We start from the raw sequence: 15,404 nt of genomic DNA, 5'->3' as shown, positions 1-15,404 counted from the left end.
CGAACCCGGCGAGGCCAGGTGCCGAGCCGGGCGCTCCCGATGCGGTGTGGATCAAGAGCCCGTTTTACGCGCCGGGGTCTTGCGGGCTGCGCTCTTGCGGGCCGGTGCGGCTTTCTTGCCGCTTTGCTCCGCTTCCTGCGGTGCGTCGCCGGACGGCGCCGATCCAGCCGCGCTCTTTTTCGCCGCAGCGGCTTTCGGTTCCTTTTTCTCGAACTCGAAGCCGATCTTGCCATCCGGCTGTTTGACGAGATAAGCCTTGAAGTTACGCCCCGTGCGCGACGATTTGAAGTTCGGCAGCAGATCGGTGCGGCCTTCTTCGAGCAGCTTCGCCATTTGCTCGCGGGTGATTTCTTGCTGCAGGATCACCTTGCCTGAGCGGAAATCGCAAGTCTTCGGATTCGCGACCGAATGCTCGCAGACATAGCTCATCCCGTGCTCGAACACGCGGGCCTTGCACTTCGGACACGCGCCGACGGGTTCCTGCGCGGAGAAGTCGGGCGCTTCGCCGTCTTCGCTGCCCTGTTCCTGGCCGAAATCGAACTCGAGCTTGTAGTTGTTCGTCTCGTCGTCGAACGTGAGTTTGAGGATGGCCGAGAACGGCCGCCCCATCTTGCTGCGAAAGCCGGACAACGGACCGATTTCCTTCTTCTGCAACAGTTCCTCAACCTCGGCAATCTCGAACTGGCGGCTGCCCGGAATCTTGGAAATCGAAAACTCGCACTTCGTGCATGCGAAACGCCGGTAGTTTTCCTTCACCTGACCGCCGCAATTCGGGCAAGGCGTTTCGAGCGTGGCGTAATCGCCGGGGATCGTATCGGAGTCGTATTCCTTCGCCCGCTTGACGATTGTCTGCGTCATCCGTGCGATTTCCTGCATGAACGCGTCGCGTTGCAGGTTGCCGCGCTCCATTTGCGCGAGCTTGTATTCCCATTCGCCGGTGAGCTCGGGCGCAGTCAACTCCTTTACGTCCAGGCCACGCAGCAGCGTCATGAGCTGGAATGCCTTCGCGGTCGGAATGAGTTCGCGGCCCTCGCGAACGAGATACTTTTCGCCGAGCAACCCTTCGATGATCGCCGCGCGCGTGGCCGGCGTGCCGAGCCCCTTTGCCGCCATCGCCTCGCGCAATTCGTCGTCCTCGACGAGCTTGCCCGCGCCTTCCATCGCCGACAGCAGCGTCGCTTCCGAATAGCGCGCGGGCGGTTTCGTCGTCAGGCTGTGTGCGGCAATCTTGTCGGTCTTGACCTTCTCGTCCTTCTGCACCGGTACGAGGTTCGCGTCCGCGCCCTCGGCGTCGCGGCCATACACTTGCAGCCAGCCCGGCTCGATCAGCACCTTGCCTTCCGTCTTGAAGTGATGGCCGGCCACTTCGGTGATCCGTGTCGTGACCCTGTATTCGGCGGCCGGGAAGAACACCGCCAGAAAACGTTTGACCACGAGGTCGTAAAGTTTCTGCTCGGGTTCCGACAGCGATTTCGGCGCTTGCAGCGTCGGGATGATCGCGAAGTGGTCGCTGATCTTCGAATTGTCGAAGATCCGCTTGTTCGGCTTCACCCAGCCCTTGTCGAGCACTTGTTTTGCGTGCGGCAGGTAGTTGTTGCTTTCCTTGAGCATCTCGAGCGTGCTCTTTACGGTGCCGAGGTAGTCCTCGGGCAGCGCGCGCGCATCGGTACGCGGGTAGGTGAGCACCTTGTGCTTTTCATATAGCGCCTGCGCGAGCCCGAGCGTGTTCTTCGCGGAGAAGCCGAAACGGCTGTTCGCTTCGCGCTGCAGGCTCGTCAAGTCGTACAAGAGCGGCGAGAGCTGCGTCGACGGCTTTGATTCCTCGCTGACGACGCCGAGCTGATCGCGGCATGCGGCGACGATCGTCTCGGCGGCGGGCAGGCTCCAGAGGCGCGAGTCGCGCTTCTCGGGATCGAACTCGTCTTTCTTGAACTTCGGATCGAACCAGCGGCCTTCGTAGAAGCCGCCCGCGCAGACGAACTCGGCTCGCACTTCCCAGTAGTCGCGCGGCACGAAGCGGCGGATCTTTTCCTCGCGCTCGACGACGATCGACAGCGTCGGTGTTTGCACGCGGCCAACCGTCGTCAGGAAGAAGCCGCCTCCCTTGCTGTTGAACGCGGTCATCGCGCGCGTGCCGTTGATGCCGACGAGCCAGTCGGCCTCCGAGCGGCAGCGCGCGGCGTCGGCGAGCGGCTGCATTTCGCCGTCGCTGCGCAGATGGGCGAAGCCGTCGCGGATCGCCGCAGGCGTCATCGATTGCAGCCACAGCCGCTGAACCGGTTGTTTCGCTTTGGCGTGTTGCGCGATCAGGCGGAAGATCAGCTCGCCCTCGCGCCCCGCGTCGCAGGCGTTGATCAGACGGTCGATGTCCTTGCGCTTGATCAGCTTGGTCAGTACCTTCAGGCGCGACTCGCTTTTCGCGATCGGATTCAGATCGAAGTGCGGCGGAATGACCGGCAGGTGCGCGAAGCTCCATTTGCCTCGCTTGACTTCGCATTCTTCGGGCGCGGCGATTTCGAGCAGGTGGCCGACCGCCGACGACAGCACGTACTCGTCGCTTTCGTAATATTCGTCATGCTTGGTAAAGCCGCCCAAGGCTCGCGCGATGTCGTTCGCGACAGAAGGCTTTTCCGCAATGATGAGTGCTTTCGACATGACAATGTATATGGGTGGACCGGGCGAACCCGGTTACAGGCTCTTTTACGACGGCTTTATAGCACACGGCGCCGCATTGGGAGCCAGTACCGCAAAAAGCGGGTCATCATAAGTGGGGGCAAGGACGGCGGCAAGCCTGGCGCGTGCACCCGGTGTAAACAGGCGGAAAAATTTCTTCGATGCTCATTTTTTGAGGGCCTGACAATTTTATTCGAACAAATTGCGAAGCTTGAGCGCGTGCGGCACGCCCGGCAGCGCGGTCAGGTCGGACAGCATGCGATCGACGATGCCTGCGTGGGGCAGCACGGTACCGAAGAAGCGCACTGCGTTGGCGTCTTCGATCAAAAGGGTCGGAAAATTCTCGACGTCGAGTTCGTCGAGCCGGTCGGCGTGCGTTTCGATGTCGATCCACGCGAAGCAGGCTTCGGGGTGGGCGGCTGCCAGGGTGTCAAAGGTGGTTTGGTATTCGCGGCACGTGCCGCACCACTCGGCGCATAGGCAGGCGACGAGCAGCGTGTCCGGATTCCGGAGGCGCTCGGCAATCCGATCCTCATCGGTGTCGAGATTCAGCGCGGGCATGGTTTTCCTTGTTTGGTCAGGCGGCGGTGCGGGAAGCTCCCGCGCTCACGCCGCTATTGGCCGGAATTTAGCACGGCGTTCGTCTTGCACGCTTGCGGGCGCTGCGGCGAGCCGTCGACGCGGGTATAGCGGCCGCCCGGCAGCGCCGCGATGCGGCCGGCCAGCTCGAGTTGCAGCAGCAGACGATGCAGCGCATCGGCCGGCAGTGCCGCGCGCTGCGCAAGCAGTTCGAGCGGCACGGGGCTATAGCCGATTGCATCGAGCAGCCGACGGGCGCCGGCGTCCGGCTCCGGGGGGCCGATCGGCGGGCCGGACTGGGCTGAGCTGGCCGAGTCGACTGGCGCGGCGGGTTCGGCGGGCGCAGCGGCTCGTACTGCCGCTGCCCGGCTCGCGGCCGCCGGCCGCGCGGGGGCGAGACCAAATTCATCGAGCACGTCCGAGGTTGTCTCGACCAGCTTCGCGCCATCGCGGATCAGCGCGTGACACCCTTGCGACAGCGGTGCGTGAATCGAGCCGGGAATCGCAAACACGTCGCGGCCCATGTCGTTCGCGAGCCGCGCGGTGATCAGCGAGCCGGAGCGCAACGCTGCCTCGACGATCAGCACGCCGCCCGCCAACGCGGCGATCAGCCGGTTGCGTTGTGGGAAATGCGCAGAGCGGGCTGGCGTGCCGAGCGGCCATTCGGAAACGAGCGTACCGCGCCCGGCGATTTCGTGTGCAAGCGCGTGGTGCCGGGCCGGGTAGACGAGATCCGCGCCGGTGCCGATCACGGCGACCGTGCTGCTCGCGCCGTCGAGGCCGCCGCGGTGTGCGGCGCCGTCGATGCCCAGCGCGAGACCCGATACGACCGCGAGCCCCGCGTCGGACAACTCGCGCGCGAAGCGGGTTGCGTCAGCAAGCCCCTGCGGCGTCGCAATCCGGCTGCCGACGATTGCGACCGAGCGCGCATGGAGCAACTCGATCCGCCCTTTTATATATAGGAGCGGCGGGGGATCATGTAGCGCCGCGAACGTGCCGGGATAGGCCGGGTCGCGCTGGGTGACGAGCGCGTTGCCTGGTTCGTTGAGCCAGGCGAGCGTTAGGTCGACGCGGCGTGCAAGATCGTCGGCGGGCGGCATGAGCACGGCGCGCGCCACCGCTTCGCCGACGAGTGCCGCCAACTCCGCATGGGACGCGTCGAAAAGCGCCGCCGGCGATGCAAATGCGTCGATGAGCGCCGCGCGTGCCGCCGAAGGCACGCCGGATAACGCCGCGAACCGTACCCACGCGGCGAGTTCGGTGCGCGTGGGCATCAGCGGCGGCATGAGCCGGTCCTCGAGATGCGTGGTCTGCGACACGTGTAATGCCGTGATAAAATTTTCATCATCCGAAATAAAACGAAGAACGAAGTGCCGTGCGCGCGGAATCACGGCGCTGTGCCGGCCGTCTCGACGCACGGGCCATATTGCGGCGTCGGCTCCATCTTGACGTCGGCGAGTGCGTCGCGGCAGTCTGCCGGACGGCTAACGCAGGCAGATCGCTCGTTCCTCCGAAACCTGAACATCATGGCTTTGCTGAACATCCTCCATTACCCTGACAAGCGGCTGCACAAGGTCGCCAAGCCGGTCGACAAGGTCGACGACCGGATCCGCAAGCTCGTCGCCGACATGGCCGAGACGATGTACGCCGCGCCCGGCATTGGTTTGGCGGCAACGCAGGTCGACGTGCACGAGCGCGTGATCGTGATCGACGTATCCGAGGAAAAGAACGAGCTGCGCGTCTTCATCAATCCGGAAATCGTTTGGTCGAGCGACGGCAGGCAGGTGTATGAGGAGGGCTGTTTGTCGGTGCCCGGCATCTACGACGAGGTCGAGCGGCCCGAGCGCGTGCGCGTGCGCGCGCTGAACGAACAAGGCGAGACGTTCGAGATCGATTGTGAAGGGCTCCTCGCGGTGTGCGTGCAGCACGAGATGGATCACCTGATGGGGCGTGTATTCGTTCAATATCTGTCGCCGCTCAAGCAAAGCCGGATCAAGACGAAGATGAAGAAACTCGAGCGCGCGATGTAAGGCGTGCGGCCGCAGCACTGTCTGCTTCCCGATTCATTTGCCATGACACATTCACTGCGGGTCGTTTTTGCCGGTACGCCGGAGTTTGCCGCGGCGGCACTTGCCGCGATCCATGAAGCCGGTTTTCCGGTGCCGCTCGTGTTTACCCAGCCGGATCGCCCGGCTGGACGCGGGATGAAGCTGCAGGCAAGCGCGGTGAAGCGCTACGCGCTCGAGCACGGCATCGCCGTTGCACAGCCCGCTTCGCTGCGCCGCGCGGGCAAGTATCCGGCCGAGGCCGCCGCCGCGCTCGAGCTGCTGCACGCGACGCCGCACGACGTGATGGTGGTCGCCGCATACGGTTTGTTGTTGCCGCAGGAGGTGCTCGATCTGCCGCGCCACGGCTGCATCAATATTCATGCGTCGTTGCTGCCGCGCTGGCGCGGCGCCGCGCCGATTCATCGCGCAATCGAGGCGGGCGATGCGCAAACGGGCGTCACGCTGATGCAAATGGACGCCGGGCTCGATACGGGCGCGATGCTTGACGACACGCGTGTCGCGATCCTGTCTGACGATACGACGGCCACGCTGCACGACAAGCTTGCCGCGGCCGGCGCGCGCCTTATTGTCGATGCGCTTGCCGAGCTGGAGCGCGCCGGCTCGCTTGCGTCGACGCCGCAGCCCGCCGAGGGCGTGACGTATGCCGAGAAGATCGCCAAACACGAGGCGGCGCTCGACTGGCGCAAGCCGGCAGCGGCGCTCGCGCGCCAAGTGCGGGCGTTCGACCCGTTCCCGGGCGGCGTGGGCATGCTCGATGGCGTGGCGCTCAAAATTTGGGCCGCCGACGCGGTGGCCTCGCGTGGCGACGCGGTGCCCGGCACGATCGCCGACGCCGGTCCCGACGGTGTCGTGATCGCTTGTGGCGAAGGGGCACTGCGCGTCACGCAGTTGCAGAAGCCCGGAGGCAAGCGCTTGCCTGCCCGCGAATTTCTCGCCGGCTCGCCCGTGGTGGCAGGACAGCGTTTCGAGCTTCCCGGCGTTGCGTAGCCGCGCCACCGCCGGATACGAGTTCAACGCAATCGTGCGCGCGGCGCAATCGGCTGAACGGCCAGGTCGCTATGCGCGGCACGTGCACGTAAAATTTCTCTGCTAACCCGTTGGGAGGAAGCGCATGTTCGGCATTACTCATTTCGGCTTGTTCGTTGCGGCAGTTTTTTTATTGAATATCACGCCGGGACCTGACACCGCCTACGTCGTCGGCCGCAGCATCGCGCAGGGGCGCGGCGCGGGCCTCGTGTCCGCGCTGGGCATCTCGGCGGGCTGCTGCGTCCACGCGCTGGCGTGCGCATTCGGCCTGACAGCTGTGTTGGCCGCATCGGCCACCGCGTTTACCGTCATCAAGATCGTGGGCGCGGCTTATCTCGTCTATCTGGGTGTGCGTCTCATCTTCGCGAAGCACGAGCCGCAGGCCACTGAAGGCGCTGCGTGGCCGGACACTGATAAATCGTTGCGCCAGCTTTTCATGCAAGGCTTCCTGACGAACGTGCTGAATCCGAAAGTAGTGCTCTTTTTCGTGTCGTTCTTTCCGCAATTCGTCGCGGCCGACAGCGACCATAAGGTGCTGGCGTTCTTGACGCTGGGCGCGGTGTTCGTCGTGATGGGCACGATGTGGTCGTGCATCGTCGTCTGGGTGGCGGCCGGCGTCACGCAGCGCTTCGCGGGCAAGCCGCGCGTGAAGAAATGGCTCGATCGGGGCATCGGCAGTGCGTTCATCGGTCTTGGCGTGAGGCTTGCGGCGTCGCAGCGCTGAGGGTTGAATTTTCTCGACGAGTTCTTATCTAACAGATCGCTTACAATCGAGCGCTGTTGCCGGTATCGGCGCGGCGATATCCCGGCAGACGGATAAGGAGTGGGAAATATGTTTAATTGGGTCAAAACGGCGATGCTGATGGCCGCGATCACGGCCCTTTTCATCGTAATCGGCGGCATGATCGGCGGATCGCGCGGCATGACGATCGCATTGCTGCTCGCGCTCGGCATGAATTTCTTTTCGTACTGGTTCTCGGACAAGATGGTTCTGCGCATGTACAACGCGCGGGAAGTCGACGAAACAACGGCGCCGCAGTTCTACCGGATGGTGCGTGAGCTGGCGACGCGCGCGAACCTGCCAATGCCGCGCGTCTATCTGATCGACGAGGATCAGCCGAATGCGTTCGCCACCGGCCGCAACCCTGAGCACGCGGCGGTCGCCGCGACGACGGGTATTCTGCGTGCGTTGTCCGAGCGCGAGATGCGCGGGGTGATGGCCCATGAGCTTGCGCATGTCAAGCATCGCGACATCCTGATCTCGACGATTTCCGCGACGATGGCAGGTGCGATTTCCGCGCTCGCGAATTTCGCGATGTTCTTCGGCGGGCGCGACGAGAACGGCCGTCCTGCGAATCCGATCGCGGGCATCGCGGTCGCGCTGCTCGCGCCGATCGCAGGTGCGCTGATCCAGATGGCGATTTCACGGGCGCGCGAGTTCGAGGCCGATCGGGGTGGTGCGCAAATCTCGGGCGATCCGCAGGCGCTCGCATCGGCGCTCGACAAAATTCATCGCTATGCGTCCGGCATCCCGTTTCCGGCGGCCGAACAGCATCCGGCCACTGCGCAGATGATGATCATGAATCCGCTGTCGGGAGGCGGTTTGCAGAATCTGTTCTCGACGCACCCGGCCACCGAGGAGCGGATTGCCCGCTTGATGGAAATGGCGCGCACGGGGCGCTTCGACTGACAGACGGCGCAGGCGGCGAGTGTGGCGCCGTCGATGCCGGCTGGCCGGTCGAGCAATGACGACGTTAGAGTACCAGCGCTGCACCATTTCTAATGGCGCCCGATTGCCGGATGACGGAATCCAGCGCGCATTCGAATCCTGTCGCACGATGCATCGTTTCGGGCCGGCCCGCGAGTGAGCGTGTCGTGGGCCGTCGGGCTGAATGAGTCACTCGGCAATCTCGCTACAATATCCCCCTTCGCTTGGGCCGCCAGCCGGCTCTTGATCCCTTCCTATCTTCGCTCGGCGCGAGTTCGTATCCCGCACCGCGCGCACTGAGTTCCAATGACCCAGATTCGTCGTCCCCGATCCCGCACATCCGATGCGCCCGCGCGTTCGCGCGCGCCGCGCCTGTCGGCGTTGCATCTCAGTGCCGATTCGCTCGGTTTCGCGCTCGATGGCGCCGCCCAGGCAGTCGACGCAGTCGCGCGCGGTGTGGCGTTGCCCGCCGCGCTTTCGGCAGTCCACGCAGAGTTGACCGCCGGCGTGCAGACGGCTTCGCGCGGCGCGATCCAGGATATCGCGTATCGCGCGATGCGCCGGCGCGGCACGGCGGAATGGCTGATCGCGCAATTCGTCGCGAAGCCGCCGCCCGCGCACGTGCAGGCACTTCTCGTCTGCGCGTTCGCGCTGCTCGTCGACGATGAAGCGCATGCGCCGTATGCGCCCTTCACCGTGGTCGATCAAGCGGTGAGCGCGAGCGGCGCGCGCCGCGAGTTTGCGTTTGCGAAAGGGCTCGTCAACGCGGTGCTGCGCCGTTTCTTGCGCGAGCGGACGGTTTGGCTGGAGCGCGTGCAAGCCGATCGGCGCGCGCGGTGGAATTACGACGCATGGTGGATCGACGCGGTGACGCGCGCGTGGCCCGACGCCTGGGAGCGCGTGCTCGCAGCGGGCGACGCGCCGGGGCCGCTGACGCTGCGTGTGAACGCACGTCGCATGACGGCCGGCGATTATCTCGAAAAACTGCGTATTGAGCAGATCGACGCCGAGCAAATTGGCCGCCATGCGGTGCGGCTCGCGTCGCCGCTGCCGGTCGAGCGGATTCCCGGTTTCGCGCAAGGGGCTGTTTCGGTGCAGGATGCGGGCGCGCAGTTCGCGGCTCAATGGCTCGGCGCGCGCGACGGCATGCGCGTGCTCGACGCATGCGCGGCGCCCGGCGGCAAGACGGGCCATATCCTCGAGTTGGCCGACGTCGAAGTCGTCGCGCTCGAAAGCGATCCGCAGCGCGCGCAGCGCATCGGCGAGAATCTCGCGCGGCTTTCGCTGCCCGCCGGCCGCAGTGGGTGCGACGTGCGCATCGGTGACGCGGGCGAGCCCGCGCAATGGCACGACGGCCGTGCGTTCGATCGCATTCTCGCGGACGTGCCGTGCTCCGCGTCCGGCATCGTGCGCCGTCATCCCGATATTCGCTGGTTGCGCCGTGCGGCCGATATTGCGGCGCTCGTCGCCGAACAGCGCCGCATTCTCAGCGCGCTCTGGCCGCTGTTGAAGCCGGGCGGCGAACTGCTCTACGTTACGTGCTCGATCTTTCCGGAGGAAGGCGAGTGGCAGGCGCGCTGGTTTGGAGACGCCTATCAAGATGCGGTACGATTGGACGCGCCCGGGCAGTTGCTGCCGCGGAGCACGTCAGGCGTGGCGCCGGTCGATGAGCCGGACGGCTTGCGCCGGCCTATCGATCACGACGGATTTTTCTACGCGCGCTTTCAGAAACGGTGACGATCAAACGCTTCTTTCCACTTCGGCTCGCGGCCGTGCTTTGGGTCGCGTTGACGCTGTGCCTTGCTGCCGTTCCGGTCGCGCATGCCGATACGATCGCTGTGCAACGCGCGTCGCTGCAGTCCGACGGCAGCGGCTGGAGTCTCGACGCGAAGTTCGATTTCGAGCTGAACAGCAGCCTTGAGGATGCGGTCAACAAGGGCGTTCCGCTCTATTTCACGACCGATTTCGAGCTGAGCCGTGCGCGCTGGTATTGGTTCGACGAGCAGCCGGTTTCGGTATCGAAGACGATCCGGCTGTCGTACCAGCCGCTCACGCGCGACTACCGCGTGTCCACGGGCGGCCTGCAGCTCGTCGGCTTCACGACGTTGAAGGAGGCGCTCGCGATCGTCAAGCATGTCACGTCATGGCACGTGATCGACAAGAGCCAGGTGAGTCCGGGCGAAACCTATACCGCATCGGTGCGCATGCAGCTCGATACCGCGCTGATGCCGAAACCGTTTCAGGTGGACGCGGTGAACAACCGCGATTGGAATCTCGCCTCCGACTGGAAGCGCTTTACCTTTACGGTGGCCGAACGTGCTAAATAAAGTACGGGTGCGCCGCGCAGCGAGCGGCAAGAGCCTTCTGGTGCGCGTGATCGTGTCGACCGTCGCGATCACGGCGTTGCTGCTGCTCGTGCTGCTTGCGGCGGCGAGCGCGAACACCGAGTTTTTCGATCGCTACTACTCGTGGCTCTATTCCGCGAACATCATCGTCGCGCTGGTATTCCTGCTCGTCGTGCTCGGGCTCGTGGGGATGATCGTCGTGCGGCTGCGCAAGGGCAAGTTCGGCACGCGGCTGCTCGCGAAGCTCGCAGTGTTCTTCGCGCTCGTCGGTGTCGTGCCGGGCGGGATCATTTATATCGTGTCGTATCAGTTCGTGTCGCGCAGCATCGAGTCGTGGTTCGACGTCAACGTCGAGACGGCGCTTACCGCCGGCCTGAACCTCGGCCGCGGGATGCTCGATACGTCGCTTGCGGATCTGCAGACGAAAGCGAAGCTGATGGCCGAGCAGCTCGTGAGCGCCGACACGCACACGAACGGCACGACGTTGACGCTGTTGCGCCTGCGCGACCAGTTCGGCGTGCAGGATGCCACGATCCTCGAGCCGGGCCGCAGCACGGGCGCGTCGCCCGATGTGCATATCGTCGCGCAGGCGTCGGGCAATTTCGCGACGCTGATTCCGGACGACATGCCGACGCCGCTGATGCTGAGCCAGGCGCGCGAGCACGGCGGCTATGCGGTCATCGAGGGTGAGGTGGACGGCGATCCGCATGCGCACGGCTCGAAGGGCGCGCTCAGGCTGCGCGTCGTTCAGCGGATTCCCGATTCGTCGATGGCGCTGCTGCAGCCCGGCGAGCGCTATCTTCAGCTCACGCAGCCGGTGTCGCCGGTGCTCGCGCGCAACGCCGACGCCGTGCAGCGCGCATATCGCGAATATCAGGAGAAGTCGCTCGGCAGAAGCGGCTTGCGCAAGATGTACATCGGCACGCTGACGCTCGCGCTTTTCCTCGCGACGTTCATCGCGATGATGATCGCGCTCGCGCTCGGCAATCAGCTCGCGCGGCCGTTGTTCCTGCTCGCGCAGGGTACGAAGGAGGTCGCGGAGGGCGACTATACGCCCAAGCGCGAGATCAAGACGCGCGACGAGCTTGGCTTTCTCACGCAATCGTTCAACGCGATGACGCGCCAGCTTTCGGAGGCGCGGCTCGCGGTCGAGAAGAACCGGGTCGCGCTCGAGCATTCGAAGACCTATCTCGAAAGCATTCTCGCGAACCTGACGGCAGGCGTGTTCGTGCTCGACCGGCAATTTCGTCTGACGACCGCCAACCGCGGCGCCGAGCGTATCTTCCGGCAGCCGTTCAATTCGCTGATCGGCACGACGCTCGATCAGATCGGCGTTGTCGCGGAATTCGGCGCGATGGTGCGCAAGGCGTTTGCCGATCGCGAGGCGGCGGGCCAGGGCGGCGGCGACGATCGCGGCCACTGGCAGCAGCAGTTCGCCGTCGACGTGCCGGGCGAAGCCGATCCGCTCACGCTGCTCGTGCGCGGCACGCGGCTCGTGTCGACGGCGAGCGTGGCGGGCGTCGCGGACGATCCGCAAACATCCGGCTACGTCGTCGTGTTCGACGACATCTCCGACGTGATCTCCGCGCAGCGCTCGGTTGCATGGGGCGAGGTCGCGCGGCGGCTCGCGCACGAGATCAAGAATCCGCTCACGCCGATCCAGCTATCGGCCGAGCGCCTGCAGATGAAGTTGTCCGACAAGCTCGCGCCGCCCGATGCCGAAGTGCTCAAACGCGGCGCGACCACGATCGTCAACCAGGTCGCCGCGATGAAACGGATGGTCGACGATTTCCGCGAATATGCGCGCACGCCGCCCGCGATGCTCGCCAATCTCCAATTAAATGATCTGGTGAGCGAAGTGTCGACGCTGTACGGTGTCGGCGAGGGCAAGAGCATGATCGTCGTCGAGCAGGCGGCGCTGCCGGTGATTCGCGGCGACGCGACGCAATTGCGGCAAGTGATTCACAACCTGCTGCAGAACGCGCAGGATTCAGTCGCGGATGTCGAGCATCCTCGTGTGTTGCTCGAAACCAAGACAGTAGAATATGGCGATCCCGACGCAAACGGCAAAGCGCGCGTCGCGGTACGGCTGACTGTCTCCGACAATGGTCCGGGTTTTCCGGCACGCATCCTGACGCGCGCATTCGAGCCCTACGTGACGACAAAAGCGAAGGGTACGGGACTCGGTCTCGCGACGGTGAAGAAGATCGTCGACGAGCACGGTGCGCGGATCGATCTGCGCAACCGGATGCATGGCGACGTCGTGGAAGGTGCGCAGGTCTCGATTCTGTTCCTGCAGCTCGCCGATGACGCGACGGGCGCCGGGGGCGGAGCAAATGGCGGCGCCGCACCCGCCAAGACAAAAGCAACTGTGCAGACAAAGGCAGCGTAAATGGCGACCATTCTGGTGGTGGATGATGAAATGGGCATCCGGGAATTGCTCTCGGAAATTCTCAGCGACGAAGGGCATGTCGTCGAGGTCGCGGAGAACGCGCAGGCCGCGCGCGACTACCGGCAGCAGCAGGCGCCCGATCTCGTGCTGCTCGACATCTGGATGCCCGATACCGACGGCGTCACGCTGCTCAAGGAGTGGGCGGGTCAGGGGCAGCTCACGATGCCCGTCATCATGATGTCCGGCCACGCGACGATCGATACGGCCGTCGAGGCGACGAAGATCGGCGCGCTCGATTTTCTCGAGAAGCCGATTACCTTGCAGAAGCTGTTGAAATCCGTCGAGCACGGCCTCGCGCGGGGCGCGGCGCCGTTGCCGGCCAATGCGGCGGCCAAGCAGGCGACGGGGCCGTCGACGATCGCATCGGCGGCGGCGTTGCCGGCGCTCGACGACGCGGGCGCGGTGCTCGCGGGCCACACAACGGCCGCGATCCCGTTTGATATTCCGTTGCGCGAGGCGCGCGATGCATTCGAGCGTGCCTATTTCGAGTACCACTTGGCGCGCGAGAACGGCAGCATGACGCGCGTCGCGGAAAAGACCGGGCTCGAGCGCACGCACCTGTATCGCAAGCTCAAGCAGCTTGGCGTGGAATTGGGCAAGAAACCGGCCGATGGCGCGGCATAAAATTTCCGTGCAAGGGGCTTGATCACTGCTTCGCTTCTGGCTATAATCTTTTTTCTTCGTGGCCCGGTAGCTCAGTTGGTAGAGCAGCGGATTGAAAATCCGCGTGTCGGTGGTTCGATTCCGCCCCAGGCCACCAGCAGTATCCCACCCCAAGAATCGCCAGATTCTTGGGGTTTTTCGTTTGGGAAGCACTGCCTTGTAGTGTGGCGATCTTCGGCCAGGTTGGGGCGGCGTGATAAAATCTTCGTCGACTCAAAGACTTAGGATCTGGCGAGGCTGCTCGACACCGTCCGTTCGAAGCCGTCGCAGATCCTTTTTCGTTTCGGCGCTCGCGCACGGCTGAGCCCGTGCGCCGCAAGCGTTCGCGAGGCCCGCCGTGCGCGAGATCGGCGCCCCCGGCCGTGCGGCTGCCTATACTGGGTAAGCTGGCGCTGTCGGCGAGCGCGCTCATCATTCACGGAGTATCGAGGTGATTCGGACAGATGCTAAAGACGGCGCGCTCGTGCTGTTTTCCGGCGGCCAGGATTCGGCCACCTGTGTTGCATGGGCGCTCGAGCGTTACGAGACCGTCGAGACGCTCGGCTTCGATTATGGCCAGCGGCATCGCGTCGAACTCGAATGCCGCGAAGGGGTGCGCGACGCGCTGAAGCGCGATTTCCCGCAGTGGGCGGGCCGGCTTGGCGACGATCACATGATCGATCTGTCGGTGCTCGGCGCAATCAGCGATACCGCGATGACGCGCGCGATCCAGATCGAAACGGCCGCGAACGGTTTGCCGAACACGTTCGTGCCGGGCCGCAATCTGCTGTTCATGACGATCGGCGCGGCGATCGCGTATCGCCGCGGGCTGCGTGCGCTTGTCGGCGGGATGTGCGAGACCGATTTCTCCGGTTATCCGGATTGCCGCGACGACACGATGAAGGCGCTGCAAGTCGCGCTCAATCTCGGGATGGACACGCGTTTCGTCGTCGAGACACCGCTGATGTGGCTCGACAAGGCCGATACGTGGCGGCTCGCCGAGCAGTTGGGCGGCACGCGGCTCGTCGATCTGATTCGTGTCGAGACGCATACGTGCTATGTCGGCGAGCGCTCGGAATTGCACGACTGGGGCTTCGGCTGCGGCGAGTGCCCGGCGTGCAAGCTGCGCAAGCGCGGCTATGAAGCGTATCTGTGTGGCGAGCACGTGACGCAGGCGCCGGCCTGACGCATCGGCGCGGTGTGCGCGGTCAAGCTGGCGGTATCGGCCGGGTTTCAACAAGTAACGAACGCGAGCGGCGCGAGCCGGGCGAGAGCATGACGTACACGGTCAAGGAAATTTTCTACACGTTGCAGGGCGAGGGCGCGAACGCCGGGCGGCCGGCCGTGTTCTGCCGGTTCGCCGGCTGCAATTTGTGGTCGGGGCGCGAGGCGGACCGCGCGAGCGCCGTGTGCCGCTTTTGCGATACCGATTTCGTCGGCACCGACGGTGAAAACGGCGGCAAATTCGGCGATGCCGAGACCTTGGCGGCAAAGGTCGCGTCGCTATGGCCGACGGACGGCGCGCATCGCTTTGTCGTGTGCACGGGCGGCGAGCCGATGCTGCAGCTCGATCAGCCGCTCGTCGACGCGCTGCATGCGGCTGGCTTCGAAATCGCGATCGAGACGAACGGCTCGCTGCCCGTGCTCGATTCGATCGATTGGGTCTGCGTGAGTCCGAAGGCCGGCGCGCCGCTCGTCGTCACGAAAGGCAACGAGCTGAAGGTCGTGGTGCCGCAGGACAACCAGCGCCTGGCCGATTACGCACAGCTCGATTTCGAGCATTTCCTTGTGCAGCCGATGGATGGTCCCGCGCGCGATTTCAACACGAAGCTCGCGATCGACTGGTGCAAGCGCCATCCGCAATGGCGGCTGTCGATGCAGACGCATAAATACCTGAACATTCCTTGAGC

The 15,404-nt window shown here is 64.5% G+C and carries 13 protein-coding genes and 1 tRNA gene; 11 read left to right on the top strand and 3 right to left on the bottom strand.

Translation table 11 applies throughout. The features are described 5' to 3' along the window. Positions 1 to 51: 51 nt before the first annotated feature. The 3 genes from BSIN_RS05805 to dprA all read right to left on the bottom strand — a co-directional run bounded on the left by BSIN_RS05805 (position 52) and on the right by dprA (position 4,538). A complete protein-coding gene (locus tag BSIN_RS05805; protein ID WP_089339790.1) occupies positions 52 to 2,655 on the bottom strand; it encodes a DNA topoisomerase III in 2,604 nt (867 codons plus the stop codon). A 207-nt stretch (positions 2,656 to 2,862) separates the two neighbouring features. Next, positions 2,863 to 3,234 (bottom strand): thioredoxin family protein, encoded by a 372-nt coding sequence (locus tag BSIN_RS05800; protein WP_089339789.1) that lies wholly within the window; start codon positions 3,232 to 3,234, stop codon positions 2,863 to 2,865. A 53-nt stretch (positions 3,235 to 3,287) separates the two neighbouring features. Then, positions 3,288 to 4,538: a DNA-processing protein DprA gene (gene dprA / locus BSIN_RS05795; protein ID WP_089339816.1), complete on the bottom strand. Its 1,251-nt coding sequence runs from the start codon at positions 4,536 to 4,538 to the stop codon at positions 3,288 to 3,290. A 240-nt stretch (positions 4,539 to 4,778) separates the two neighbouring features. Between dprA and def the strand changes: the two genes are divergently transcribed. From def to queE, 11 genes are all read left to right on the top strand, one after another. Continuing rightward, positions 4,779 to 5,282: a peptide deformylase gene (gene def, locus BSIN_RS05790; protein ID WP_059517201.1), complete on the top strand. Its 504-nt coding sequence runs from the start codon at positions 4,779 to 4,781 to the stop codon at positions 5,280 to 5,282. 42 nt (positions 5,283 to 5,324) lie between these two features. Continuing rightward, complete coding sequence (fmt, locus tag BSIN_RS05785; RefSeq protein WP_089339788.1) at positions 5,325 to 6,308, top strand: methionyl-tRNA formyltransferase; 984 nt, start codon at positions 5,325 to 5,327, stop codon at positions 6,306 to 6,308. 124 nt (positions 6,309 to 6,432) lie between these two features. Then, on the top strand, positions 6,433 to 7,071 hold the full coding sequence (locus BSIN_RS05780; protein ID WP_089339787.1) for a LysE family translocator: 639 nt from the start codon (positions 6,433 to 6,435) through the stop codon (positions 7,069 to 7,071). Positions 7,072 to 7,179: 108 nt separating this feature from the next. Next, positions 7,180 to 8,037, top strand: a complete 858-nt coding sequence (gene htpX, locus BSIN_RS05775; RefSeq protein ID WP_089339786.1) for a zinc metalloprotease HtpX — start codon at positions 7,180 to 7,182, stop codon at positions 8,035 to 8,037. 324 nt (positions 8,038 to 8,361) lie between these two features. Then, entirely contained in the window at positions 8,362 to 9,792 is a 1,431-nt protein-coding gene (rsmB, locus tag BSIN_RS05770; protein ID WP_089339785.1) for a 16S rRNA (cytosine(967)-C(5))-methyltransferase RsmB, read from the top strand. Then, positions 9,789 to 10,382 carry a DUF4390 domain-containing protein gene (locus BSIN_RS05765; protein WP_059517930.1) on the top strand — a complete coding sequence of 198 codons (594 nt, stop codon included), beginning with the start codon at positions 9,789 to 9,791 and terminating at the stop codon, positions 10,380 to 10,382. The genes rsmB and BSIN_RS05765 overlap by 4 nt, the downstream gene beginning before the upstream one ends. Further along, positions 10,372 to 12,792, top strand: a complete 2,421-nt coding sequence (gene esaS, locus BSIN_RS05760) for a sensor histidine kinase EsaS (protein WP_089339784.1) — start codon at positions 10,372 to 10,374, stop codon at positions 12,790 to 12,792. Before BSIN_RS05765 ends, esaS begins: the two co-directional genes overlap by 11 nt. Then, positions 12,793 to 13,476 (top strand): response regulator transcription factor EsaR, encoded by a 684-nt coding sequence (gene esaR, locus BSIN_RS05755; protein ID WP_089339783.1) that lies wholly within the window; start codon positions 12,793 to 12,795, stop codon positions 13,474 to 13,476. Between the two features lie 60 nt (positions 13,477 to 13,536). Beyond that, a tRNA-Phe gene (locus BSIN_RS05750) sits at positions 13,537 to 13,612 on the top strand. A 333-nt stretch (positions 13,613 to 13,945) separates the two neighbouring features. After that, complete coding sequence (gene queC, locus BSIN_RS05745; RefSeq protein ID WP_089339782.1) at positions 13,946 to 14,680, top strand: 7-cyano-7-deazaguanine synthase QueC; 735 nt, start codon at positions 13,946 to 13,948, stop codon at positions 14,678 to 14,680. An 89-nt stretch (positions 14,681 to 14,769) separates the two neighbouring features. After that, positions 14,770 to 15,402, top strand: a complete 633-nt coding sequence (queE, locus tag BSIN_RS05740) for a 7-carboxy-7-deazaguanine synthase (RefSeq protein WP_089339815.1) — start codon at positions 14,770 to 14,772, stop codon at positions 15,400 to 15,402. The last annotated feature ends 2 nt before the right edge of the window (positions 15,403 to 15,404 follow it).

Source organism: Burkholderia singularis (genome assembly GCF_900176645.1).
In the GTDB taxonomy this organism is placed as follows: domain Bacteria; phylum Pseudomonadota; class Gammaproteobacteria; order Burkholderiales; family Burkholderiaceae; genus Burkholderia; species Burkholderia singularis.
This window is presented reverse-complemented; position numbering and strand designations above follow the sequence as displayed.

What these genes read in the sequence shown, in the direction of transcription:
- rsmB (WP_089339785.1), top strand. Translation starts at nt 8,362, where the DNA reads ATGACCCAGATTCGTCGTCCCCGATCCCGCACATCCGATGCGCCCGCG.
- BSIN_RS05800 (WP_089339789.1), bottom strand. Translation starts at nt 3,234, where the DNA reads ATGCCCGCGCTGAATCTCGACACCGATGAGGATCGGATTGCCGAGCGC.
- BSIN_RS05780 (WP_089339787.1), top strand. Translation starts at nt 6,433, where the DNA reads ATGTTCGGCATTACTCATTTCGGCTTGTTCGTTGCGGCAGTTTTTTTA.
- esaR (WP_089339783.1), top strand. Translation starts at nt 12,793, where the DNA reads ATGGCGACCATTCTGGTGGTGGATGATGAAATGGGCATCCGGGAATTG.
- queE (WP_089339815.1), top strand. Translation starts at nt 14,770, where the DNA reads ATGACGTACACGGTCAAGGAAATTTTCTACACGTTGCAGGGCGAGGGC.
- def (WP_059517201.1), top strand. Translation starts at nt 4,779, where the DNA reads ATGGCTTTGCTGAACATCCTCCATTACCCTGACAAGCGGCTGCACAAG.
- BSIN_RS05805 (WP_089339790.1), bottom strand. Translation starts at nt 2,655, where the DNA reads ATGTCGAAAGCACTCATCATTGCGGAAAAGCCTTCTGTCGCGAACGAC.
- dprA (WP_089339816.1), bottom strand. Translation starts at nt 4,538, where the DNA reads ATGCCGCCGCTGATGCCCACGCGCACCGAACTCGCCGCGTGGGTACGG.
- htpX (WP_089339786.1), top strand. Translation starts at nt 7,180, where the DNA reads ATGTTTAATTGGGTCAAAACGGCGATGCTGATGGCCGCGATCACGGCC.
- fmt (WP_089339788.1), top strand. Translation starts at nt 5,325, where the DNA reads ATGACACATTCACTGCGGGTCGTTTTTGCCGGTACGCCGGAGTTTGCC.